The organism is Mycobacterium sp., assembly GCF_002863225.1.
Lineage (GTDB): Bacteria > Actinomycetota > Actinomycetes > Mycobacteriales > Mycobacteriaceae > Mycobacterium.
This window is the reverse complement of record NZ_PKEK01000041.1, coordinates 248899-271759: the sequence shown is the minus strand read 5'-3', so window position 1 is coordinate 271759 and position 22861 is coordinate 248899. Positions and strand designations below refer to the sequence as shown.

The following is a 22861-nucleotide window of genomic DNA, read 5'->3' as shown; positions in this document are numbered from 1 at the left end:
CTCAGTAGCCTCCCCAGTGATACGGCGCGATCAACGGATTGACCGCGGTGTACGGACTGGGCATCTGGCCGATGGTTCGCCCCCACTGCATCTCGAGTTCGGTGAGGTTTCCCTCCCACCGCGACCCTGTGAAGAAGCCACTGTCGAGTCGGCTCAACGTCAGGTCGACGACCAGCGAGATGTTGGCGAAGTCACCCCTGAACCAGTTCGGCACAGTGCTTTTCACCCACGGCAGCGTGGACAGGAAGTCCAGTCCCCGGGTGAGCGCCGGACCGGCATTAGCCAGTTCGCGCAAGGCAGGTGCCAGGTTACGGAAGTTGTCAACGAGCGACTTCTTCGACTGCTGGATCGTGGAGGCGGCGACGGCGCTGAATTGGCCGACCCTGTCGATGGCGTCGACCAACAGCTTCCGGGTGTCGGAAAGCACACCCAAGGCCTGCGGAATCGTCGTGAGCGCCTTGTCCACAGTTGCGTCTTTGTCCGCCACCTGACCGGCCAGTTCGTTGACATTCTCGATGGCCGTGATGATGTCATCGGTCTGCTTCTTGGTCTCGGTGACAAAGACGTCCAGCTGGGTCAACAGGCTGCGCATCTCTTGCTCGCGACCGCTCAGTGCAGTGGCGAAAGTCCTTGTCAGCTCCTGAATGTGACCGAGCCCGCCCCCGTTGAGCAGGATCGCCACCGAAGCCAGTGTCTGCTCGGTGGTCGGGTAGGTCGCCGCTTTGGCCAGCGGAATCACCGAGCCGTTCTTCAGCTGACCCCGTGGCGCCTCGTCACTGGGCGGCGCCAACTCGATGTGCATGGACCCGAGGAGACTGGTCTGGCCGACCTTGGCGGTGCTGTTCTCGGGCAGATGGACGCTGCCGTCGATCCGCATCGTCACCAGCGCGTGCCAGTCCTGGACTTCGATCTTGGTGACGTTGCCGATGTTGACGTCGGCAACCCGCACCCGGGTATTCGGCTGGATCACCACCACATCCGGCAGTTGAGCCTGAATGGTGTACGAGCCCTTGCCCTTTCCCGCGGTTCCCGGCAGCGGCAGCGAGTTGAGCCCCCGCCAGCCGCCACAGCCCGACAGCGCCAGCATGGACGAGATCGCCAGCGCCGCAATCACGATGCGCCTCATGGCGTACCTCCCGGTGGCGCCGGGACCATCAGGCCCGTCAGCCCCGCATGCGGATCGGTGGACCGGACCGCGACCGGCGGAGGTGGCACCGCGCCGCCCGGCAGCGCCTGCGGCGACACCGGCGGCGGTACGTCGGGGGCCGGGCCGGCCGGCGCTCCCGGCGGCGGGATGTGCGGGTTGAGCTTGTCCTCGCTGTAAGTGATCTCGTTAGGACGAGCCGCCGCGCCCACGAACGGGTTCAGTCCGATCGGCAGGAAGTTGTACTGGCGGTTCTTGATGATCGGCGACAAATACTGCTCGCACAGCCGCGCCGACTGCTTCGCACCCACCCGGCCGTCGGATTCGATTGACCCGCAGATGGATTGGACGGTGTCGGCGAAGTTCGACAGCGCCAGGATGCCGGTCACCGCGCTCTGCGCCGGCTGGTAGATGTTCAGGAAGTTCTGGAACACGTTCGGCGCGACGTGCAGCGTCTGTTTGATGTCACGGCGGCTGTCGTTCAACGCGGTGGTGATCTCGTTGAGGTGGTCGAACGTGGTGCCGATGGCTTCGCGGTTCTCGGCGACGAAGGGACGCAGGTCGTTGACGGCGGCGTCCAACCCCGCGATGGCCTGGCCCCACTCGTTGGGTGTATTGGCCATCACCGTGGTGATCGAGGCCAAATTCTTGTTGAACGATGCCAACAACTCACTGCTCGACGTCAGCGCGGAGACGAACACCTCCAGGTTGCGCAGCGTGCTGAAGATGTCCGTGCTGTGGTCGCCGAGCGCCGAAACCGCCTGGGAGAGCTTGATGACGGTGTCGCGCGCGGTGTCCCCTTCGCCGCGCAGGTTCGCCGCCGAGGTGTTGACGAACTGACCGAGCGCGCTGGTACCACCCTCGGTTGTCGGCTGCAACGAGTCGGTCAGCTTTTCCAACTGCTTACGCAGGTCGTCCCACTCGACCGGAACCGCGGTGCGCTCCTGCGGAATGATCGCGCCGTCAGCCAGTTTCGGGCCACCGGAGTAGACCGGGACGAGTTGGATCGCACGCGAGGTGACCAGCGACGGGGACAGGATCGCCGCCTTGACGTCGGCCGGCACCGCGTACTGCGACTCGACGGTGAACGTGACCTTCGCCGCATTGGGCTGCGGTTCGATCTTCTCGATCGTCCCGACCGCGACGCCCAGGATCCGGATTTCGTCGCCGGTGTAGACACCGTTGGTGTTCGGGAAGTAGGCGATGTAGGTGTTGCGGGTCACCTGCTTCCACCACGGCGTGACCATCATGCTGATCCCGACGGCCAGGATCAGCAGCAGGCTGATTCCGGTGCCGATCTTGGTGACCCGTCGATGGTTCTCGACCCAGACGGCGCCTTTGTCCAGGCGTTCACGGACTTTCGCGAAGGCCATCAGCGACCCCCGTTCGACGGCACTTCATTGGGCGCCGGTTGGTACACCGGCGTCTGCTTGGGCGGCGGCTTGAGATCGGCCGGCGGCCCGGGGGGCGGCCCGCCCGGCGGCGGCGCCGGTGGCGGCTGCCGGTACGGGTAGCACCCGGGTGCTCCTGGTCGACCGGGCGCACTGCACGGTTGATCGCCCGGGTTGCCGGTGATGGCGTCCGGGATATTCCGTCGCGGCTCGCCGCCCTGTCCGGTGCGCGGGTACGGCATCGGCAGCAACGGCAGGCCGGGTTGGCCGGTGCCGGGATCGACGAGTTGGGACGGCAGCAGCACATTGGGATCGAGGCCCAGATCGGAGAAGGCCGCGTCGGTGAACGGCTGCGCGAACTGTCCCAGCGTCAGGTTCGGAAGCGAGGCCTTGAAGAAGGGCCCCGACCCCAGCACTTCACCGAACGACATCGCGTACTTCGGGATGAGGTACAGGGTGCGCTGCAGCTCCTTCTTGCGGTCGTCCAGAACTCCCAGCACACTGTTGAGCTTGTCCAGGGCGGGCTTGAGCTGCGTCCGGTTGTCGCCGACAACCGCGGAGATCTCCCGCGACGCGGCCCCGACGTTGGTCATCAACGCGTCCACCGCGTTGCGCTGCGTCAGCAGTTCGGCCAGTAGGGCATTGGCGTTGATGACCAGGTTCGCGATCTGGTCGCTGCGCTTGCCGAGCACCCCCACGACCTTGTTCGCGTTGGTCAGCAGACTGCGCAGTTTCGCGTCGCGGTTGTCCAACGTGCTGGAGAACTGCGCGACGCCTTCAAGGGCGGCCTTCAGATCGGGCGGCGTGTCTTTGAAGGTGGTCGCCAGGGTAGTCAGCGCCGACGAGAGTTTCGCGGTGTCCAATGCGCTGACGGTGCTGGTCAAGTCGCCCAACGCATCTGGTAGATCGTAGGGCGCCCGGGTGCGCTCGACCGGGATGGCGCCCTCGAGTTTGCCGTCGCCTCGCGGGGTGATCTCGAGCATCTTCGTGCCCAGCACGGTCTCGGTCTTGATCGACGCCTCGGTGCGGTTGCCCAGAGCGACGTCATCGTCGACGGTGAAAGAGACCAGCACTTTGGTCCCGTCGAGCTTGACGCTGGACACCCGGCCCACTGACATTCCCGACACCCGCACGTCGCTGTCCGGCTTGATGCCGCCCGCCTCGGTGAAATAGGCGGAGTAGCCGGACTTTCCGGTGAGAAACGGAATCTTCTCGTAGGAGAACACGGCGGCGACCAAGGCGACGACGATGCCGATGCCGACCAGACCGACGGTGACCCGGTTGCGGTCGGCGAGCGGCTTGATGTTGCGCCGCTTGTCGTTGAGGGCCTTGAAGCGTTCTTTGATCGAGGTCATTTTTTCGGTAAGCACCGTCCGGTTACCTGGCTCACCAGCTTGACGAACGTGGGTTGTCCGTTGCGGCCGTTGAGCTTGATGATCACGTCGCAGATGTAGAAGCCGAAGTAGTCACCGTAGAGACCCTGCCGGGACAGCACCTGGTACACCTCGGGGAGAGTCCTGACGAGGTCGTCGAAGTAACTGTGATCGGACTCGATCTGCCCCGACACGCGATCCGTCTGCACCACAGTGTCTTTGATGGGTTGCCGCGCCTGAGTCAACAGATCGGCGACCGAACCGGTCGCGGCGTTGATGTAGGCCACGTCCTTGGTGATGTCGGTCTTGCGCTCGGAGAGCGCCCCGACGAGTTGAGACAACTTGTCCAGGCCGTCCGAGAATTGCTTGTCCCGTGTGCCGAAGGTGTGCAGCACGACGTTCAAGTTGGTGATCACGTCGCCGATCAGCTTGTCGCGGTTGGCCAATGTGGTTGTCAGCGCGCTGGTTTCACCGAGCACCGATGAGATGGTTGCGCCCTCGCCCTGGAACACCCGCAACAACTGGCCGGACAATGCGTTCACCTGGTCGGGGTCCAGCGCTCGGAACAGCGGCCTGAAACCACCGATCAGCGCGTCGACGTCGAGCGCCGGAGAGGTCCGCGCCAACGGAATCGTCGCCTTTTCCGGCAGTCGCCTGGGCGGGCCGGGCCCGTCCTCGAGCGCGAGATACCGGTCGCCGATCAGGTTTTCGTATCGCACCGACGCTTTGGTGCCCTCGGTGAGCCGCAACCCCTTGTCGATGGCGAAGTCGACGTGGACCGTGCCGTCCTTCTCCAGCTTGAGGTCGCTGACCTTTCCGACCTCGACACCGGCGATGCGGACGAAGTTGCCGCCCTTGAGGCCGGAGACGTTCGAGAAGACCGCGCTGTAGGACGTGCGGGAGTCGAACCGGAACTGCCCGAAGACCGTCACCAGAATGAACACGAAGGCAAGCGAGACAACGGTGAACGCCACCACACGCGCGATCGCGCCGGCGTCGGTTCTCATTGCAGCTCCTTACTTTTCGAGTTCACGGTCACTTAGGGGGCCGGCGCTGGACCGGGCGGAAGTGGCGGCGTCGCGGCCCCGGCATAGTCGGGCGCACCGGACGGCGGCTGGCCCGGGTACGCGGGCGGCAGGCCCGGCGCCGGTCCGCCAGGGTAACGGATCAGCGGCGGCTGAGGCGTTCCCTTGGTGACCGGGAAGTAGTTGACGTAGCCGGGGAAGCCGATGCCGGTGTTGGGCCGGATGTCCAGGCCCGTGCCGAAGCCGGTGTCGGTCACCAGGTACTTGACCGGGAAGTTCGCGCTCGCGTCGGGCAGCGACCCACAGCTCGGTCGGCCCCCGGGGCCTCCCTTGGCCTGCACCCGGGGCAGGTTGTCGGGATAGCGGTAGGGGTCGTCGCCGAACAGCAGTCCACCGTCGATGTTGAGCGATTTGCCGTTGCCCCCCATGGCAGCTCGACCGCCGTTCTCCAAGTACCAGACCGCGCCCTCGAACGTGCACTTGTAGGTCGGCGAGTATTTGTTCAGCAGCTCGAAGGTCGGCGCGATGAGGTTGATCGAACTGACCAGGTTCTGCTCGTTGCGTCCGATCGTGTTGATACCGGCGTTGGAGAAGCCGATCGCGTCCAGCAGCACCTCGTTGAGTGCCTTCTTGTTCTTGGTGATCGTGACGCTCGTCGTCGAGAACGAATCAAGAGTGGCCAAAATATCCTGCGCCGCAGCGGAATAGGCTGCTGCGGTCTTGCCGAAGAGCTGCCAGTCCTTGCGGATGGTCGCCTGCTTCGGGTTGACCGCAACCAGGAATTGGTTGCCGCCACTGATCGCCTGACCGATGCGCTCACCTTTGCCTCGGAAGCCGTCGGCCAACGCCGACAGCACACCGTTCAGCTTCGCCGGATCGATCGCGTGCACGATCGACTCCAGGTTCTCGAAGACGGTGTTGACCTCCACTGTCACGTTGCGACTGTGCAGCACAGCGCCTTTGGCCAGATCGCGGTGACTGGGTCCGGAAGGCGGGACGATGAGATCGACGTACTTGGCCCCGAAAGCGGTGCTGGACTTGATCTCCGCCTCGACGTTGCTCGGCAGGTAGCGGAATTCGTCCGGATAGATCTTCAGCTTCAGCTTCGACAGATTCGTCCCGGCCGAGTCGGCGTAGGACTCGACTTTCGACACTTCCCCGATCTGGACGCCACGAAGTTTCACCTTCGCGTCGTCTTCCATCACCAAACCGGCACGGTCGGAGATGACGGTGAGCGGCACCGTGGTCTTCAGCGTTCCCTCGAACGCCAGCCCGGTCAGCGTGCTGACCCCGAGGATCACCAAAACGAGTATCGGTGCCCACCAGATAGGGTCGATCCCCCGGCGCCGCCGGGTCTGATGCTGGCTCATCCCGTCACCCCGACAAGTGGAAGTTGCCGGACTGTCCGTACACCGACAGTGTGATGGTCAACAGAATGAAAACCCCCGCTGTGATCGAAGAACGCACGGCACGCCCCACTGCCTCGCCGACCCCCGCCGGTCCGCCTGTCGCGTTGTAGCCGTAGTACGTGTGGATCGCCATCACCGCGGCCGCCATCGACAGCGCCTCGGTGAACGACCAGAGCAGATCGGTCGGATGCAGGAACGACGAGAAGTAATGGTCGTACACACCCCTTGACTGCCCGTAGATGACGGTCGTGCCGAACCGGGTCGCCAGAAAACCCATCAGCATCGCCAGGGTGTAGATCGGGATGACCGCCACCACCCCGGCGACGATGCGGGTGGATGCCAGATACGTGATCGGCCGGATGGCCATCGCCTCCAGCGCATCGATCTCCTCGTTGATGCGCATGGCGCCGAGCTGCGCGGTCGCGCCGGCCCCGATGGTGGCGGCCAGCGCCACGCCTGCCGTTGCCGGAACGATGAACCGGACATTGAGGAAGGCCCCCAGAAAGCCTGTGAGGGCCTCGATTCCGACATTGGACAGGGTGTTGTAACCCTGGACGGCGATCAGCGCGCCGGTGGTGAGCGTCAGGAATCCGACGATGACGACGGTGCCGCCGATGACCGCGAGCGCTCCGGTCCCCATCCCCAGGACCGCGATCAGTCGCAGCACCTCACCCGGATAGCGCCGAACGGCGTCGACGGTGTAACCGAGGGAGCTGCCGATGAATGCGGTCTGCTCGCCCAGGGTCCGGACAGCGCCGACCACCCCGTTCAGGAAGTCCCGACCCGGTATGTACCTTTCGTCCTCGTCAGTGCTGGTCACGGGGAAACCTTGACGCCGAATGCAGTGGCCAGGATGTTGATCAGGAACAGCGCCATGAACGCAAACACCACGGTCTCGTTGACCGCGTTGCCCACTCCGGTCGCACCGCCGCCGACAGACAACCCCTTGTAACACGCGATCAGACCCGCCGAGAGCCCGAAGAGCAGCGCTTTGACCAACGACACGATCACCTGCGGCAGGCCGGTCAGGATCGTCATGCCGAAAATGAACGCTCCCGGCGTGACGTGCTGGACGTACACCACGAAGAAATAGCTACCCGTGAGCCCGACCACCGCGACCGCCGAATACAGCAGCAGCGCAACGAATGTCGCGGCAATCACGCGCGGCACCACGAGCGCCTGGATCGGATTGATCCCGATCACTTTCATCGCGTCGATCTCTTCGCGAATCGTCCTGGCGCCCAGATCGGCGCAGATCGCGGTGGCACCTGCACCCGACACCACGATCGCGGTGACGACCGGTCCGACCTGAGTGATGGACGCGAGCGCAGCGCCCGCCCCGGACAGGTCACCGGCGCCGACCTCGATCAGGACGATGTTGAGGGTGAAGACGATCAGGACGGTGTAGGGAACCGACAACACGAGCGTGGGCACGATCGAGACCCTCGCGACGAACCAGATCTGGTCGATCAGTTCCCGCAGAGCGAAAGGCCGGCGGAAGGCAGCGGAGAAGGTTTCTCCGGACATGACAACGAAATCGCCAATTGCCGTAGCAGGCTTAGACCAATCGACCCGCGACAGGGCCGATCCCCCCGAGTTCTCCGGCACCCCGCTTACCCGATCCACCGTCGGTGTGACCAAGGCCACGATCGAGTTTGCCCAGCCGGACCCTGCCGACGCCTTGGCCGCTCCGTCCAGCTCACCGGAATATGGCGGCTGAGCAGTGCTGTCGCACGGAAGTCAACCATTGAACTTGCCGTGATCGCGGCATTCATCGAGTTTGCTCGCTCGGCCGGCTCTCGATGCAACTCATCGCGCTCCTCTGGCTACGGGAAGAATTTCTCGGTCACCCTACGGTCAGCGGGTGCGCGCGCGCACATGAGCACGACGGCAATGCCGTGGGCCGACTGCACGCATAGACCACGACGGAAATTTACGGACTAACGGCCGCGCGCGGGAGGTTTCGAATCAATCAGAGAAAATATGAGACCGGTATGCTCAAAAGGCCAAAAAGCCGCGCTGACCTGGCCAATCGGGCGCAGATGCCGACGGGCCCGGCACTCGGTTACACACCGTGTGCCGGGCCCGGAGGAACAGATTCAGCCGACGTTCGTCCCGCCCTCGGCGATGCGTCGCACCGCCCGCAGGAAGACATCGATTTCCTCATGGGTGTTGTAGAAGGAGAACGACGGCCGCACCGTCGCCTCCAGCCCCAACCGCCGCAGGGCCGGCTGGGCGCAGTGATGCCCCGCGCGCACCGCGATCCCCTCGGCGTTGAGCGCCTTGCCCACCTCGAGCGGCTCGTGACCGGCCAGCACAAACGACAGCACGCTGGCCTTCTCTTCGGCAGTGCCGACCAGGCGAACACCGGGGATGTCCGCCAGTCGCGGCGTCGCATATTCGAGCAAGGTCTGCTCGTAGGCCGCGATGCGCTCGATGCCCAGCCGCTGCACGTAGCGCAACGCCTCGGTGAGCCCGACCGCATCGGCGATGTTGCCGGTGCCGGCCTCGAACTTGATCGGCGGTCCCTGATACAGCGACCGTTCCAGGGTGACGTCGGCGATCATGTGACCGCCGCCCTGCCACGGCGGTGTCTCGGTCAGCGCTTCCTCGGTCCCGTACAGCGCGCCGATTCCGGTGGGCCCGTAGATCTTGTGACCCGAGAACACGTAGAACTCGGCACCGAGGGCGGCGACGTCGGTCGGGATGTGCTGGATCGACTGTGCGCCGTCGATCAGTACCCGAGCGCCGTAGCGGTGACCCAGTTCGACGATCTTGTCCACCGGGACCACCGTGCCCAGTGCGTTGGAGACCTGGCTGGCCGCAACCAGTTTGGTCCGCGGACCGAGCAGCTGCTCGAACTCGTTCAACAGCAAGTTGCCCGCGTCGTCGATCGGAGCGACCTTGAGAATCGCACCGGTCTTCTGCGAAATCAATTGCCACGGAACGATGTTCGCGTGGTGCTCCAGATGGGTGATGACGATCTCGTCACCCGGCTGCAGATGCTTGCCGCCCCACGCGTGCGCCACCAGGTTGATCGCCTCGGTGGTGCCGCGAGTGAACACGATGTTGTCCGAGCTCGGCGCGCCGATGAATTCGGCAACGGTGTCCCGCGCCTCCTCGTAGGCGTCGGTGGCCCGGGCCGCCAACTCGTGTGCGGCGCGGTGGATGTTGGAGTTCTCGTGGGAATAGAACTTCACCAGCCGGTCGATCACCACCTGCGGCTTCTGCGTGGTCGCTGCGTTGTCGAACCAGATCAGCGGCTTTCCGTTGATGACCTCTTTGAGGATCGGGAAATCCGCCCGTACCGCGTTGACGTCGAAGATCTCGTGATCGTCGGTCAGCTGCGGTACCGGGTTGCCGGCGGTGAGGAAGTGGTAATCAGCCTCGTTGCCCGCCGGCGCATCCGGAGCGGCGTGCACCGTGTCGCTCCACGCCAGGTCGGGTACCGAAGGCGCGCCCGTCGGCCACGACGGCACCGTGCCGCGCGGAGCGACCGGGGCCGTCGGCACTCCGCCGGCCAGCACCCCCGGCACCGTCGGAACGATGCCCTGGGTCGGGACAGCGAACGCGCTGAGGTCGGCCGGCACGAACGGGTCCGCGACACTGCCAGCCGTCGCCGCAGAGGACGGCCCCGCCGTCGTATCCGGCACGTTGCCCCGGGGAGCCACCGGAACCGCCTGTGGCGGCGGCTCCGGTTCCGGGGACGTCGGCGCCGGAAGGTAAACGTCGGAGACACCGAGCAACGGAACCGGCAGCGGGTGCTGATGCGCGCCGCCGAACGCCGTCTGACCCGCCGAGGCAGCCGTCGTGGTGTCGGGTGCGTTGCCTCGTGGAGCTACCGGCGCGGACTGCGGCGGACTGTCGAAACCGGGCCGGATGCTGGCCGCGTAGAGCTGGCTGGCCAGCGCCGAGAGTTCCGCAGAGCTCAGTGGCAAGTCGCTTTCGGCGTCGACCGCGCGGTGCTCACTTGTACTCATGGAATCGGTCCACGGCAACGCCATCGAGAACGGCGAGGGCGTCGTCGGTGAGCACGGCCAAGGAGGTGTACAGCGTCACCAGGTACCGGGCGAGCGCCGACTCGTTGATGCCGGTGAAACGAACCGACAGGCCGGGCGCTTGCTCGCCGACCAGGCCGGGCTGGAACAGCCCCACCACACCCTGACGCTCCTCACCGGTGCGGACCAGGATGAACTTGGTTTCGCTGTTCTCCACCGGCACCTTGTCCGACGGGATGATCGGAATGCCGCGCCAGGTGATGAACTGAGCCCCGAACAGGCTCACGACCACCGGCGGCACCCCGCGACGAGTGGCTTCGCGGCCGAACGCGGCGACGCCGAGCGGGTGGGTCAGGAAGAAGCTGGGCGTCTTCCAGACCTTCGTGATCAGTGCGTCGAGGTCGTCCGGGGTGGGCGGGCCGGTGAGCGTCTGGAGGGTCTGCTCCGGCGTCGCCTGGGCGAGCAACCCGTACTCCGGGCTGTTGACCAGTTCGGACTCCTGGCGCTCCTTGATCGTCTCGATGGTCAGCCGCAACTGCTGCGAAACCTGGTCGTGCGGGCTGGAATAGAGGTCGGAGACCCGGGTGTCGACGTCGAGCAGGGTGGCGATCGTGCGCAGGGTGTATTCGCGAGGGTTCGTCTCGTAGTCGACGTAGGTCTCCGGTAGCGGACCATCCGGACCCGGCCCCTCCGCGGCCTTGACCGCGACCTGCTCAGGGTTGACCACCCGGTTGACGCGGTAGATGCCCGCCTCCACCGGCACCCAGCTGAGCAGGTGCAACAACCAACGCGGAGTGATGGTGGAAAGCTGGGGAACAGTCTTGGTCGCGTTCGCTAGCTGCCTGGCTCCAAGGTCGCCAAGTGCCTGTGACTCGTTTTGAGCCGAGGTCATCGAGATCCTTCCGTCGTCGAGTGCTGATCGGTGTCGGGCCGTGCTGGCCAGCCGACCATAGGTGGGCTCCGCGCCGAACCCAGGCAAGTGTAAAACTCACGCTGATTTTTATCTCGGCGGGGGTGCGGGTCCGGCGGTCCGACGGCCCGCGTCAAATCATGCCTTATAGTGGCGATATGCAACACGTTGTACAGCCGCGCCTCGTTCCCTCGCGCTGCCTCGACGTGATCTGTTGTTGCTGTTGTTGTCGTTGATTTCCTGACGCACGTCTGACGCCTTAGAAATCTTCGCGCTTCCCCGCCTCAGGGCGACTACCTCCGCATGGCCGGTTGAGTCGAATTGCGCACCGCAACAATGTCTTTCAGAAAGCTCAAGCAACAATGACCATTCTGTTTTCCGGCACCGGCACGACCGCACGGGCGGCTGCCGACACCCGGGTTTCGGTTCGTCCGGCCACCGAACTGTCACGTATGACCCGGTATCGCGGCGGCACTTATTCGCACACGGTGGAGAAAGTCTTTTTCACTGACGGCAGTTCCGCTCGTACCGACCTGATTCGGATCAACCCGAACGTGCCGGCCTACTCGTTGAATTTCGCGGGTGTGTCGCCGAGCCACCCGTCGCGGTATCAGCCGGGAACGTGGTCTGAGCTCCCCCATCTGAGAGCCTCGGGCAACGAGGCCGAGGTCGCGTGGATCCTGCGCAACTCCTACCCGATGCTGTCCGCGGCGAAGCTGAGTCGGCGGGTGCGCGCGGCCGGCTACCCGATCGGAAGGGGCAACATCGGCGAGCACGAGGCGATCGCCGCCACGCAGGCCGCGATCTGGTTTCTGACAAACGGTTTGACCCTGGAGACGCGGCCGCTGAACGTGCCGATCGCGGTGCATCGCGGCCACGGGGCGATCACCACGTTCGAGTTCGACGGCGCGCCTCAGTTGGGCGGCTACTCGGTGTGGTCGCGTTCCCGCGCGGAGGTCCGGCTGCAGAAATCGTCGAACGGGCGTGTCTGGCAGGATGTTTCGGGCTCGCTGCTGACCACCGGCGCCGATGCGGGCCGCTATCAGCGCACGCTGGGCGAGGGCAGCACGCTCTCGACCAGTAGCCACGGCCGGGGCGGGCGCGGGTATCGCTTCTACCGGTTGATCGCGACGTCCGAAGCCGGCTCGCCGCGGATCGAGCACGTCAACTTCTGGCTGACCGGCACGCGGCATTACCGCAACTCCGACAAGGTCGTGCATCTGTACAACTACTTGCTGGCCGGGGCGGCAGCGGCAGTGCGGACGACTCAGAAGGCCGGCGCCGGGCCGGCGCTCATCGACACCGATGCCGTCGTCGACGCCGACCTGGTCGGCCCGTTCCGCGTGACGGCACCGCTCACCGTGGCCACCGCAGACGGGCACCACCTCGTCGACGCGGATGGTTATTCGACCGCCTCGGTGCGGCCGGGAACCGATTTCTACCTGCGCCGGGCCCCGGGTTCGACGGCCGCGACGCTGACCGCGAAAGCTCCGGCCGAACTGCGGGGACGTGTGTTGACCGGGATCGCCCTGGACCCCGCCGCGCAACGGTTGACCCCGGTGGCGCTAGCCATCCCCACCGAGACAGCCATAGAGTTCGAACTAAGCTGGGAGGCCGACGAACGTTGATCCGCGACCGTGGGAGCGAATCTAAATGAGCATTGCTGACGACGTCACACAACTAGTCGGGAACACACCGCTGGTCCGGCTGCGCCGGGTGACGGAGGGCGTCGGGGCCGATGTGGTCGCGAAGCTGGAGTACTTCAACCCCGGAGGCAGCGTCAAGGACCGGATCGGGGTCGCAATGCTCGACGCCGCCGAAGAAGCGGGACTGCTCAAGCCCGACACCATCATCCTCGAGCCCACTAGCGGGAACACTGGCATCGCGCTGGCCATGGTGGCGGCCGCGCGGGGCTACAAGCTCGTGCTGACCATGCCCGACACCATGAGCAACGAGCGACGAGTGTTGTTGCGCGCCTACGGTGCCGAGCTCGTCCTGACTCCCGGCAAAGAAGGCATGCCTGGCGCGATCGCCAAGGCCGAGGAACTGGCCAAGAGCGACCAGCGCTACTTCGTCCCCCAGCAATTCGAGAACCCGGCCAACCCGGCCATCCACCGCGCCACCACGGCCGAAGAGGTCTGGAAGCAAACGGACGGCAACGTCGACATCTTCATCGCCGGTGTCGGCACCGGCGGCACCATCACCGGGGTCGGGCAGGTGCTGAAGGAACGCAATCCGGACATCAAACTCATTGCCGTCGAGCCCGCCGCATCTCCTGTGCTGTCCGGAGGGCAGAAGGGCCCGCACCCGATCCAGGGCATCGGCGCCGGCTTCGTCCCGCCGGTCTATGACGACGACGTGGTCGACGAGGTCATCACCGTCGGCAACGACGATGCGCTGGAGCTGGCCCGCCGGCTGGCCACCGAAGAGGGCCTGCTGGTCGGAATCTCTTCGGGCGCAGCGGTTTTCGCGGCGTTGGAGGTCGCTCGCCGGCCCGAGAACAAGGGCAAGCAGATCGTCGTGGTACTCCCCTCGTCCGGCGAACGGTACCTGAGCACGGTGCTGTTCTCCGAACTGGCGGACTAGCCGTGCTCGCCGCGTTTCGGGGCGACATCAAGGCGGCCAAAGACCGCGATCCCGCCGTGCCCAGCACGCTGCAAGTGGTGTTCGCATACCCAGGCGTGCATGCCATTTGGGGACATCGCGTGAGCCACTGGCTGTGGCAGCGCGGCGCGAAGGTGACCGCCCGCACGCTCGGCGAGATCACCCGCATCCTGACCGGCGTCGATATCCACCCCGGCGCGATCATCGGGACCGGAGTGTTCATCGACCACGCCACCGGCGTGGTCATCGGCGAGACCGCCGAGGTGGGCGACGACGTGACGATCTACCACGGTGTCACCCTCGGTGGAACCGGTTCAGAGACCGGCAAACGTCATCCCACCATCGGCGACCGCGTGATCATCGGCGCGGGCGCGAAAATTCTCGGCGCGATCAAAATCGGCGACGACAGCCGCATCGGGGCCAATTCCGTTGTCGTGAAAGAAGTTCCGAACAGCGCCGTCGTCGTCGGCGTCCCCGGACAGGCGATCAGTCACCACGGCTCCAGCGGGAGTGACGCCCTGGTGCCCGACCTGGTCGGGATCAGTCTGCAGTCCCTGCTCAGCCGGGTGACCAAGCTGGAGGAGCAGGGTCACACGCCGCAGACCGGACGGGTCATCCGCCCGCCCGAAGCCGGCGTGTGGCACGGCGAAGACTTCTCTATCTGACGGCCAGCCCGGCGTCGTCCCAGGCCTGGTAGCCACCGAGCAGGTCGCCGACGCTGTGGAAGCCCGCGGCGCGCAGCAGGCTGGCGGCGATCAGCGAGCGATACCCACTGGCGCAGTAGGTGACGACCGGCGCCTGTGCGTCGAGCTTTTCCAGCGACTCGGTGAGCGTCGGCAGCGGGATCTCCTGCGCCCCCGGAATGGTCCCGTCTTCGGTCTCGCCCGGATTCCGGACGTCGACCACCTGCAGACCCGGCTCGTCGTTGAGCAGCTCGGCCAAGTGCTTCGCGTCGAAGCGCGCGGCGGTCTCGACCAGGTGCGGCGACCGCGTGAAAACGCCTGCCAGATCGTCTAATTGGCCGGTGACTCGATCGAAGCCGACCCGGGCCAGGCGAATCCTGGACTCCTGTGCGAGCGAGGTGTCACCGACCAGGACGATGTCGCGGTCGGGCGGAAACACCTGGCCGGCGCCTTCGGCGAAGCGGCCGTCCAATCCGATGTTGACCGCTCCGCTCAGGTGGCCACGGGTGTACTCGGCCGCCTCGCGGGTGTCGAGCAGAACCGCACCGGCCGCCGCGTGCCGCCGTACCTCCTCGAGACTCAGCAGGGGTGGCGTGTCGTCGTCGAGAAGCGGACGCTGCTCTCGGTTGCGCACTGAGTCGTACTCGAAGTAGCGCGGCTGCGGTGATTGCCCTTCGGTGATCGAGGCGACGAATTCGTCGACATCGGAGAATTGCAACGCGTAGTTGTCGCGCCGCTGGTCGCCGATCGTGGAGCTGGTCTCGCTGGACATCTGCTTGCCGCACGCCGACCCGGCCCCGTGCGCGGGGAAGACGCGGGTGGCATCGGGCAATTTCAGCAGTTTGCCGTACAGCGAGTCATACAGCGAGCGCGCCAGCTCGTCCGACGAAAGCCCTTCCCCGGAGAGCAGATCCGGGCGCCCGACGTCGCCGACGAACAGCGTGTCACCGGTGAGTACGCCGTAAGGGACGGCGTCGTCGGGGTGTTCGTAGACCACGACCGAGATCGACTCCGGGGTGTGACCCGGCGTGGCGATGATCTCTAAAGTGACCTCGCCCAACGAGATTCGCTGCCCGTCTTTGAGCGGGTCGACCGGGAACTCGAGCTCGGCGTCTTCGCTGTAGCTGATCTGCGCCCCGGTGGCGGCGGCCAACTCCAGATGGCCGGTCAGGAAATCGGCGTGGATGTGGGTCTCGATGACCCGCTCGATCTTCAGACCGTGTTCGGCTGCCTCGTCGAGGTACACGCCGATGTCGCGGCGCGGGTCGACGACGATGGCGCGTCCACTGCTTTCGTCGCCGATCAGATACGAGCCTTGCGACAGGCAGTCCAGGTAGTGCTGCGTGAAGATCATGGATACCAGCTTCCCGTTGCTACCCGTCGCCAGCAATTTGGAATCACCGTGAATTCAACAAATGCCTGTTCAGGGGCAATAGTTGGGGTGTGGTCAGGCTGATTTGATCGACTGCCGGGCGGCCCGTGTCGAGCTGTCCGCACCCGCCTGCCGGATCTCTCGACAGGACAAGCTTGACGATGTGGACCAGAATGGATCGATGCGATCGCTTCTCGTCCTGGCCAGCGCCGCCATCGCCATCGGGCTCGCCGCCCCGGCAGTCGCCGACCCGGGCGACAACTCCAACACCACGGTCCCGCCGGATCCTGCTGCCGATGCGCGCTTCGTCGACTCGCTCTCCAAAGCGGGCATGACCTTTCGGGACGGCTCAGCTGCCGTCGCCGCGGGCCGGTTGGCCTGCGACCTGATGAATTCGGGGACTTCCGAGCAGGATGTCGTCAGCAAGCTGAGCATGCTCAACCCGGGATTGAACTCCGGTGGAGCGATGAAGTTCGCCGCGCTGGCGTCGAGTGCCTACTGCCCCGATTACCTGACCAGGTCGAGCGCGCAGGACAAGTCGAAAAGTCAGGGACCGTTCGGCGGCATGGGCCGCTAGGAGTACTGGCTCCCCCGGGTGGACTCGAACCACCAACCCTCCGGTTAACAGCCGAATGCTCTGCCAATTGAGCTACAGGGGACTACTTGGTGCCCGTGCGCAACGGCGCGGACCGAGTGATGACTTTAGCGTACCGGCGCGCGGGCGCCCAACCAGACCGATCGCCCGCCGGAGAGCACGTCCCCGACGGTATGGGGCAGGATGGACGAAGACCCGTCGAACTTGGAGAAGGGACCGTTTTGATCCGCTACGTCGTCGCGCTGGGACTGGGCTACGTGTTGGGCACCAAGGCCGGTCGACGTCGCTACGAGCAGATCGTCGGCACCTACCGGGCACTGACCAGTAGCCCCGCCGCCAAATCGGTGATCGACGGGGGCCGCCGCAAAATCGCGAACCGGGTGTCACCCGATGGGCGGATGGTGACGCTGACCGAGATCGACGACAAAACCAGCGTGATCGAGCAGCACGCGCCCAACACCGGGCGCTAGGCGCTCAGGTCGTCGCCACTGGCCTGCTCGAGCAGGCTGCGCCGATAGGCCTCCATCGCAACCAGATCGCCGAACAGCGCGTGATACTCGTCGCTCTGCTCCACCGGTGACATCCGCTGCAGCTTGGACTTCACCTCAGCGATCTGTCGGCCGACCCACACCTCCTGCAGCCGGGCCAGCACCCCGGCGATGTAACGCGGCAGCTTCTCGTCGTCCTCGATCCGGATGGCCTCGACCCCGAGTTCGTTGATCAGCCCGGCGGCAGCGGGCGACAACGCCTTCTGGCGTACCGCGTCCAGCCACTCCGAACCGGCGACACCCGTCGCGGCGCCACCGGCCGCCTCGATCGCCGTGCACACCGCGACGTAGCCGGGATGAGTGAAGCTCTCGACGGTGAGCGCGTCGAACACCGGCCCGGCCAGGGCGGGATGCTGCAACGCCGACTTCAGCGCCTCGCGCTGCGGCCACAGCGTCGGATCGGAGGGGTTGGGACGGGGAACGGCAGGCTTGCCCCCGCCGTCGGCCTGCGAGTTGGGCTGACGCAATTTGTTGCGTCCTCGCGTTGTCGGGTTTTTCGCCTCCTGACGCACCCTGCCGATGACCTGCGCGACGTCCGGCCAGCCGACCCAGCCGGCCAGCTGACGGGCGTACTCGTCGCGCAGGGTCGGGTCTTTGATCTGAGCGACGATCGGCACACAAAGCCGCAGCGCGGATACCCGGCCCTCGGCGTTGTCGAGATCGATGTCACTCAGCGTGGTGCGAATCGCGAACTCGAACAACGGCGTTCGTCGAGCCACCAGGTCGCGCAGCGCTCCGTCACCGGAAGCGAGCCGCAGATCGCAGGGATCCATTCCGTCGGCCGCGACCGCGACAAATGACTGACCAGCCAGCTGCTGTTCGCCGGAGAAAGCCTTGAGCGCCGCGGCCCGACCCGCCGCGTCACCATCGAACACGTAGATCAGTTCGCCGCGAAAGAATTTGTCGTCCATCATGAGTCGGCGCAGCATCGACAAGTGTTCCTCGCCGAACGCGGTGCCACAGGATGCCACCGCGGTGGTGACACCGGACAGATGCATCGCCATCACGTCGGTGTAGCCCTCGACGACGACGGCCTGATGTCCCTTGGCGATGTTGCGCTTGGCCAGGTCGAGCCCGAACAACACCGACGACTTCTTGTAGAGCAGCGTCTCGGGGGTGTTGACGTACTTGGCTTCCATCGGGTCGTCGTCGAACAACCGCCGCGCGCCGAACCCGATCACCTCCCCGGCCGTCGAGCGGATCGGCCACAGCAGCCGGCGGTGGAACCGGTCCATCGGGCCCCGGCGGCCCTCCCTCGACAGCCCGGCCGCCTCGAGCTCCTTGAACTCGAATCCCTTGCGCAACAGATGCTTCGTCAGCGTGTCCCATCCCGACGGCGCGAAGCCACAGCCGAAGTGGTGGGCGGCGTCACCGTCGAAATTGCGCTCGGTCAGATACTTGCGGGCCGGCTGGGCCTCCGGTGTCTCCAGTGCGGCCGCGTAGAACGACTGCGCCTCGGCGTTGGCGGCGATGAGCCGGCTGCGACTACCCCGGTCGCGCTGCACGTTGGTGGCGGCGCCGCCGGTGTAGGTGATGGTGTGGCCGACCCGGTCGGCCAGCACCTCGACGGCCTCGACGAAGCTGACGTGCTCGATTTTCCGCACGAAGTCATACACGTCGCCGCCTTCGCCGCAGCCAAAGCAGTGGAACAGACCGTGATTGGGCCGAACATGGAACGACGGCGATTTCTCGTCGTGGAACGGGCACAGGCCCTTCATCGAGTCCGCGCCGGCCCGGCGCAGCTGGACGTAGTCGCCGACCACATCCTCGATACGCACGCGTTCACGGATGGCGGTGACATCGCGATCAGAGATGCGGCCGGCCATCGGGTCAGTGTAGAGCGCCCCCGAGACGGCCCCGCCGGATTAGCCGGTGCCGATGACGCCGCAGGCCAGTCGCTTCTCGGCGTCGGGAGTGTGCTCTGCGCCGTGCAGCAGGATCGCGGTCTTGCTGCCGGCCAACAGATTGTCCCGGGTGAACGCGTCGGTTGTGGTCACCAGGTAGGCCGCGCCGTCCTGACGTACTTCCAGCGGGTCCAGATCGCCACTCATCGGCTCACCGGTGTGCCCCGGCGCCTGATAGTGCATGCCGGCCGACAGGAAGTCGCCGGACTTGCCCGGCTCCATCGGGTCGACCGAGTTCGGCTCGCACTTGCCGACTCCGTGGATGTGCATCTTGTGAAAACCCGGCGCCAGGATGTGGTCCGCGGTGGTCTTCACGGTGACGGTCGCATAACCGCCGGTGAACTCGAAAGTCGCGGTGGCCACTTGACGGCCGTCGGCGGCGTGCAGTTGGGCGGTGAGCGTTTGGCCGCTCGGCGCGGGGGTGCTCGACGAGGTCGCGGTGGACGCGTCCTGGTGCGGACTACACCCGCTCAACGTGGCGACGGACAGTGCGGCGACGAGAAAGGAGGACTTGACCATGGGCACCGACAGTAGTCGGGCGCTCACGCCTGGGTGGCGGCGATCCGTTCGAAGCGTCCCTCGGTGCAGGACGCGATCTGATCCACGATCACCCGCAGCCGCGCGCCGTCGTCGGCGGCGTCGTGGAAGGCCGGCACGAAGATCGGATCGAGGCTGCTGGGCGCCCCGGCGAGTAAGGCCCGGGCCACCCGGTGAATGCTCTCCCGTTGCCGCGCCTGGATGTCCTGGTGTCGCGGGTCGGACATGATGAATTGCAGCGCAAGTGTTTTCAGCAAGGCCACCTCGGCGCGCACCACCTCCGGCACCGACAGCACGGCCTGGTAGCGGGCCAGCGGCCCGGGTCCGGCGTCGGCGCGGGTCGCCGCGATCGCCGCGGACGCGAAACGCCCCACCAACTCGCTCGTCAGGCGTTTGAGCGACACCGCGGCCGTCAAGGTCGCGTCGTACTTGCCGACCGCGGCGACCGCCGGCAGGGTCGCCAGCCGGTGCGCGGCCGCGGCCAGGTCATCAGCCCGAACTCCGGCGAAGTCCCGCTCGCCGAGCTTGGCCAGCGCGGCGGCTTCGTCGTCGTCGGCGAGTACCCGGAGGTCGATCCGGCCTGAGACGACACCGTCCTCCACGTCGTGCACCGAGTAGGCCACATCGTCGGCCCAGTCCATCACCTGGGCCTCCAGGCAGGGCTGATCCGCGGGGGCGCCCTCGCGCATCCAGCCTGCGGCCGCGCGGTCGACGTCGTAGAAGCCGAACTTGCGCCGGTGCCGGTCGCGCGCCCACGGATACTTGGTGACGGCGTCCAGCGCCGCCCGGGTCAGGTTGAGCCCGACGCTATGCCCCTGTTGGTCAAGCACTTTGGGTTCCAGCATGGTCAGGATCCGGAAGTTCTGCGCGTTTCCCTCGAAGCCGCCGTGGGCGGCCGCGACCTCGTCGAGAGCCTGCTCGCCGTTGTGCCCGTAGGGCGGGTGCCCGATGTCGTGGGCCAGGCCGGCCATGTCGACCAGGTCCGGATCGCAACCCAACCCGATCGCCATCCCCCGCCCGATCTGGGCGACCTCCAGCGAGTGCGTCAGGCGGGTGCGCGGGGTGTCCCCCTCCCGCGGGCCGACGACCTGCGTCTTGTCCGCGAGCCGGCGCAGTGCGGCGCAGTGCAGGACCCTGGCGCGGTCGCGGGCGAAGTCGGTGCGACGCTGACCCTCGGTGCCCGGCAGGCCCGCGGTCTTCGGGGCCTCGGGGACCACCCGCTGGCGGTCGAAATCGTCGTAGGGGTCTTGCGGCGTCATCGACGCACAGTCTGCCAGTCAGATCGATCGCGCTGGGACCCGAATCCCCACGGGGCTAGATTGGCGAACATGAGCACCCTCCGCCGCTCGGTCGCCGTGTTCATGGCGATGCTGATCACCGCGCTCACCGTCGCGCCGTCGGCCACCGCCCAGCCACCGTTCCGACTATCCGGCTACATCACCGACAACGTCGGGGCCCTGCGGCCGGACGGCCGGGCCGCGATCGAGTCGGCCAGCGGAAAGCTGTACTCCGACCGTCGTATTCAGCTGTGGGTGGTGTTCGTCGACACCTTCTCCGGGCAATCGGCCGTCAGCTGGGCCGACAGCACCCGAAGTGTGAGCGATCTCGGCGACTTCGACGCGATCCTGGCCGTGGCGACCGTCGACCACTCCTATGCGTTCCGGATTCCGAACCGGGTGAAGACGATCAACGCCGGCCAGGTCGACGATCTGCGGCGCAACCAGATCGAGCCCGCGCTGCGCCGTGGCGATTGGAGCGGCGCCGCGGTGGCCGCGGCGAACGGCCTGGACCGAGACCAGAAGTCGGGGAGCTCGGCGCCGCTGCTGATCGGGCTGGGCGTCATCCTGGTCGCGGTGGCGGCGTTGTATGTGGTCACCCGCTGGCGCCGCCGTCGACGCCGGACCGCCGAGTTGGCCGCGGCCAAGCGGGTCGACGCCACCGACCCCGACGCGTTGGCCAGCCTGTCGCTGGGCGCACTCGACGATCTGTCCCGGTGGAAAGTCGTCGACGTCGACAACGCGGTGCGCACCAGCGCCAACGAGCTCGCGCTGACGATCGAGGAGTTCGGCGAGCAGCGGACCCAGCCGTTCACCCGCGCGGTCGACACCGCCAAAGCGGCGTTGGCCCAGGCGTTTACCGTGCGCCAGCAGCTCGACGACGCGATCCCCGAGACCCGGCAACGCCGACGTGAACTGCTGACCGAGGTGATCGTGGCCGCCGCACGGGCCGATCGGGAGCTGGAGTCGCAGCGCGAGGACTTCGAGGGGATGCGCGACCTGGTGGTTAACGCGCCGTCGCGGCTGGACGCGCTGACCCAGCAGGTCGTGGACCTCACCGCACGCCTCGACCCGGCCGACCAGTGGATGACCGAGCTGCACAACGAATTCGACTCCGCCGCATTGGCTTCGGTGGCCACCAACGTCACGACCGCCCGGGATCGCCTGACGTTCGCCGAACAGAATCTCGGCTTGGCCCGCGAGAAAGCAGCCAAGCCGGTCAGCGGCGAGCAGAGCGCCCTCGTCGACGCCGTGCGCGCCGCGGAATCTGCGCTCGGACAGGCACGTTCACTGCTCGACGCGGTGGACAGCGCCGCCAACGACATCCGGCACGCCGTAGCGGCGCTGCCGTCGCTGACCGCCGACGTCAAGTCCGGCATCGACCACGCCGACACCATCTTGAAGGGCGGCCAGAAGACCAAGACTCCGCATCTGCGCGATCTGTCCGGTGCCCGCGAGGCCGCCGTCCGGGCCCTCGACGCCGCCCGCACCAGCGGCTCCGGGGATCCCCTCGCGTCGTTCACCGCACTGACCAAGGCCGACGCCGACCTGAATCGGCTGCTGGCCACGGTCGCCGAGGAGCAGGCGACCGCACAGCGGCTCGGCCGCACCCTGGAGCAGACGCTGTTCACCGCGCAGTCGCGGGTGCACGCCGTCTCGGAGTACATCGACAACCGCCGGGGCAGCATCGGGCCCGAGGCGCGGACCCGACTCTCGGAGGCGAGCCGGCAGATCGACGCCGCACGCGACGCCGAGTCGGTCGACTTGAACGAGGCGATCGCCCACGCCAATAAGGCGGCGTCGCTGGCCGCCCAGGCCCAATCGCTGGCCGAGTCCGACGTCCAATCCGCGCAAATGGCCTACACATCGCGCTACGGCAGCGGCGATCACACCGGCGCGGTGCTCGGCGGCATCATCATCGGCGACATGATGGGCGGCGGCTTCGGCGGCGGCTGGGGCGGTGGCGGAGGCGGCTGGGGCCCGACCTCGTTCGGCGGTTCGGGCTCGTCCGACGGCGGATTCATGGGCGGCGGCGGCCGGTTCTGAGCCGGGTGCTGCCCTGACATGGTGGACGCGGCAGCTCACCACGCC

General features: G+C 66.4%; 20 protein-coding genes and 1 tRNA gene. 7 read left to right on the top strand and 14 right to left on the bottom strand.

All coding sequences use genetic code 11. The features are described from left to right. Position 1: 1 nt before the first annotated feature. The 7 genes from CYU59_RS13560 to CYU59_RS13530 form a co-directional block, all read right to left on the bottom strand. Positions 2-1126: an MCE family protein gene (locus CYU59_RS13560; RefSeq protein ID WP_292990241.1), complete on the bottom strand. Its 1125-nt coding sequence runs from the start codon at positions 1124-1126 to the stop codon at positions 2-4. Continuing rightward, on the bottom strand, positions 1123-2517 hold the full coding sequence (locus tag CYU59_RS13555) for an MCE family protein (RefSeq protein WP_292990238.1): 1395 nt from the start codon (positions 2515-2517) through the stop codon (positions 1123-1125). The genes CYU59_RS13560 and CYU59_RS13555 overlap by 4 nt, the downstream gene beginning before the upstream one ends. Then, a complete protein-coding gene (locus CYU59_RS13550) occupies positions 2517-3890 on the bottom strand; it encodes an MCE family protein (RefSeq protein ID WP_292990235.1) in 1374 nt (457 codons plus the stop codon). The genes CYU59_RS13555 and CYU59_RS13550 overlap by 1 nt, the downstream gene beginning before the upstream one ends. Next, on the bottom strand, positions 3887-4915 hold the full coding sequence (locus tag CYU59_RS13545; RefSeq protein ID WP_292990232.1) for an MlaD family protein: 1029 nt from the start codon (positions 4913-4915) through the stop codon (positions 3887-3889). The genes CYU59_RS13550 and CYU59_RS13545 overlap by 4 nt, the downstream gene beginning before the upstream one ends. Positions 4916-4947: 32 nt before the next feature. Next, positions 4948-6303, bottom strand: coding sequence for an MCE family protein (locus CYU59_RS13540; RefSeq protein ID WP_292990229.1), 1356 nt, complete (start codon positions 6301-6303; stop codon positions 4948-4950). A gap of 4 nt (positions 6304-6307) precedes the next feature. Beyond that, complete coding sequence (locus CYU59_RS13535) at positions 6308-7063, bottom strand: ABC transporter permease (protein WP_292990322.1); 756 nt, start codon at positions 7061-7063, stop codon at positions 6308-6310. A 95-nt stretch (positions 7064-7158) separates the two neighbouring features. Then, positions 7159-7869, bottom strand: a complete 711-nt coding sequence (locus tag CYU59_RS13530) for an ABC transporter permease (protein WP_292990226.1) — start codon at positions 7867-7869, stop codon at positions 7159-7161. Between CYU59_RS13530 and CYU59_RS13525 the strand changes: the two genes are divergently transcribed. Continuing rightward, a complete protein-coding gene (locus tag CYU59_RS13525) occupies positions 7868-8062 on the top strand; it encodes a hypothetical protein (RefSeq protein ID WP_292990223.1) in 195 nt (64 codons plus the stop codon). The genes CYU59_RS13530 and CYU59_RS13525 overlap by 2 nt on opposite strands. 379 nt (positions 8063-8441) lie before the next feature. Here CYU59_RS13525 and CYU59_RS13520 read toward each other — a convergent pair whose 3' ends face one another. Together CYU59_RS13520 and CYU59_RS13515 are read right to left on the bottom strand one after the other, a co-directional pair. Further along, complete coding sequence (locus tag CYU59_RS13520; protein ID WP_292990221.1) at positions 8442-10322, bottom strand: family 2A encapsulin nanocompartment cargo protein cysteine desulfurase; 1881 nt, start codon at positions 10320-10322, stop codon at positions 8442-8444. Beyond that, positions 10309-11232, bottom strand: coding sequence for a family 2A encapsulin nanocompartment shell protein (locus CYU59_RS13515; protein ID WP_292990218.1), 924 nt, complete (start codon positions 11230-11232; stop codon positions 10309-10311). The genes CYU59_RS13520 and CYU59_RS13515 overlap by 14 nt, the downstream gene beginning before the upstream one ends. A gap of 470 nt (positions 11233-11702) precedes the next feature. On the opposite strand from CYU59_RS13515, the gene CYU59_RS13510 reads away from it, so the two are divergent. From CYU59_RS13510 to cysE, 3 genes are read left to right on the top strand one after another with little or no spacing between them, the layout of a single operon-like run. Continuing rightward, positions 11703-12878 carry a thioester domain-containing protein gene (locus tag CYU59_RS13510; protein ID WP_292990319.1) on the top strand — a complete coding sequence of 392 codons (1176 nt, stop codon included), beginning with the start codon at positions 11703-11705 and terminating at the stop codon, positions 12876-12878. 25 nt (positions 12879-12903) lie between these two features. Beyond that, positions 12904-13836 (top strand): cysteine synthase A, encoded by a 933-nt coding sequence (gene cysK, locus CYU59_RS13505; protein ID WP_292990215.1) that lies wholly within the window; start codon positions 12904-12906, stop codon positions 13834-13836. Between the two features lie 2 nt (positions 13837-13838). Continuing rightward, positions 13839-14519: a serine O-acetyltransferase gene (gene cysE, locus CYU59_RS13500; RefSeq protein ID WP_292990213.1), complete on the top strand. Its 681-nt coding sequence runs from the start codon at positions 13839-13841 to the stop codon at positions 14517-14519. On the opposite strand, the gene CYU59_RS13495 is transcribed toward cysE, so the two are convergent. Continuing rightward, complete coding sequence (locus CYU59_RS13495; RefSeq protein ID WP_292990210.1) at positions 14512-15891, bottom strand: MBL fold metallo-hydrolase; 1380 nt, start codon at positions 15889-15891, stop codon at positions 14512-14514. The two genes, cysE and CYU59_RS13495, sit on opposite strands and share 8 nt — an antisense overlap. Positions 15892-16090: 199 nt before the next feature. Here CYU59_RS13495 and CYU59_RS13490 point away from each other — a divergent pair, with 199 nt between their 5' ends. Continuing rightward, entirely contained in the window at positions 16091-16486 is a 396-nt protein-coding gene (locus tag CYU59_RS13490; RefSeq protein ID WP_292990208.1) for a DUF732 domain-containing protein, read from the top strand. 6 nt (positions 16487-16492) lie between these two features. Here the strand turns inward: CYU59_RS13490 and CYU59_RS13485 are convergent. Further along, positions 16493-16568, bottom strand: a tRNA-Asn gene (locus tag CYU59_RS13485). 157 nt (positions 16569-16725) lie between these two features. Between CYU59_RS13485 and CYU59_RS13480 the strand changes: the two genes are divergently transcribed. Further along, positions 16726-16974, top strand: coding sequence for a hypothetical protein (locus tag CYU59_RS13480; RefSeq protein ID WP_292990205.1), 249 nt, complete (start codon positions 16726-16728; stop codon positions 16972-16974). On the opposite strand, the gene dnaG is transcribed toward CYU59_RS13480, so the two are convergent. From dnaG to CYU59_RS13465, 3 genes are read right to left on the bottom strand one after another with little or no spacing between them, the layout of a single operon-like run. Further along, complete coding sequence (dnaG, locus tag CYU59_RS13475) at positions 16971-18878, bottom strand: DNA primase (RefSeq protein WP_292990203.1); 1908 nt, start codon at positions 18876-18878, stop codon at positions 16971-16973. The genes CYU59_RS13480 and dnaG overlap by 4 nt on opposite strands. 39 nt (positions 18879-18917) lie before the next feature. Then, positions 18918-19475, bottom strand: a complete 558-nt coding sequence (locus CYU59_RS13470; RefSeq protein ID WP_292990201.1) for a superoxide dismutase family protein — start codon at positions 19473-19475, stop codon at positions 18918-18920. A gap of 23 nt (positions 19476-19498) precedes the next feature. Further along, on the bottom strand, positions 19499-20752 hold the full coding sequence (locus CYU59_RS13465; protein WP_292990199.1) for a deoxyguanosinetriphosphate triphosphohydrolase: 1254 nt from the start codon (positions 20750-20752) through the stop codon (positions 19499-19501). A gap of 102 nt (positions 20753-20854) precedes the next feature. Between CYU59_RS13465 and CYU59_RS13460 the strand changes: the two genes are divergently transcribed. Next, on the top strand, positions 20855-22816 hold the full coding sequence (locus CYU59_RS13460; protein WP_292990317.1) for a TPM domain-containing protein: 1962 nt from the start codon (positions 20855-20857) through the stop codon (positions 22814-22816). Positions 22817-22861: the final 45 nt, after the last annotated feature.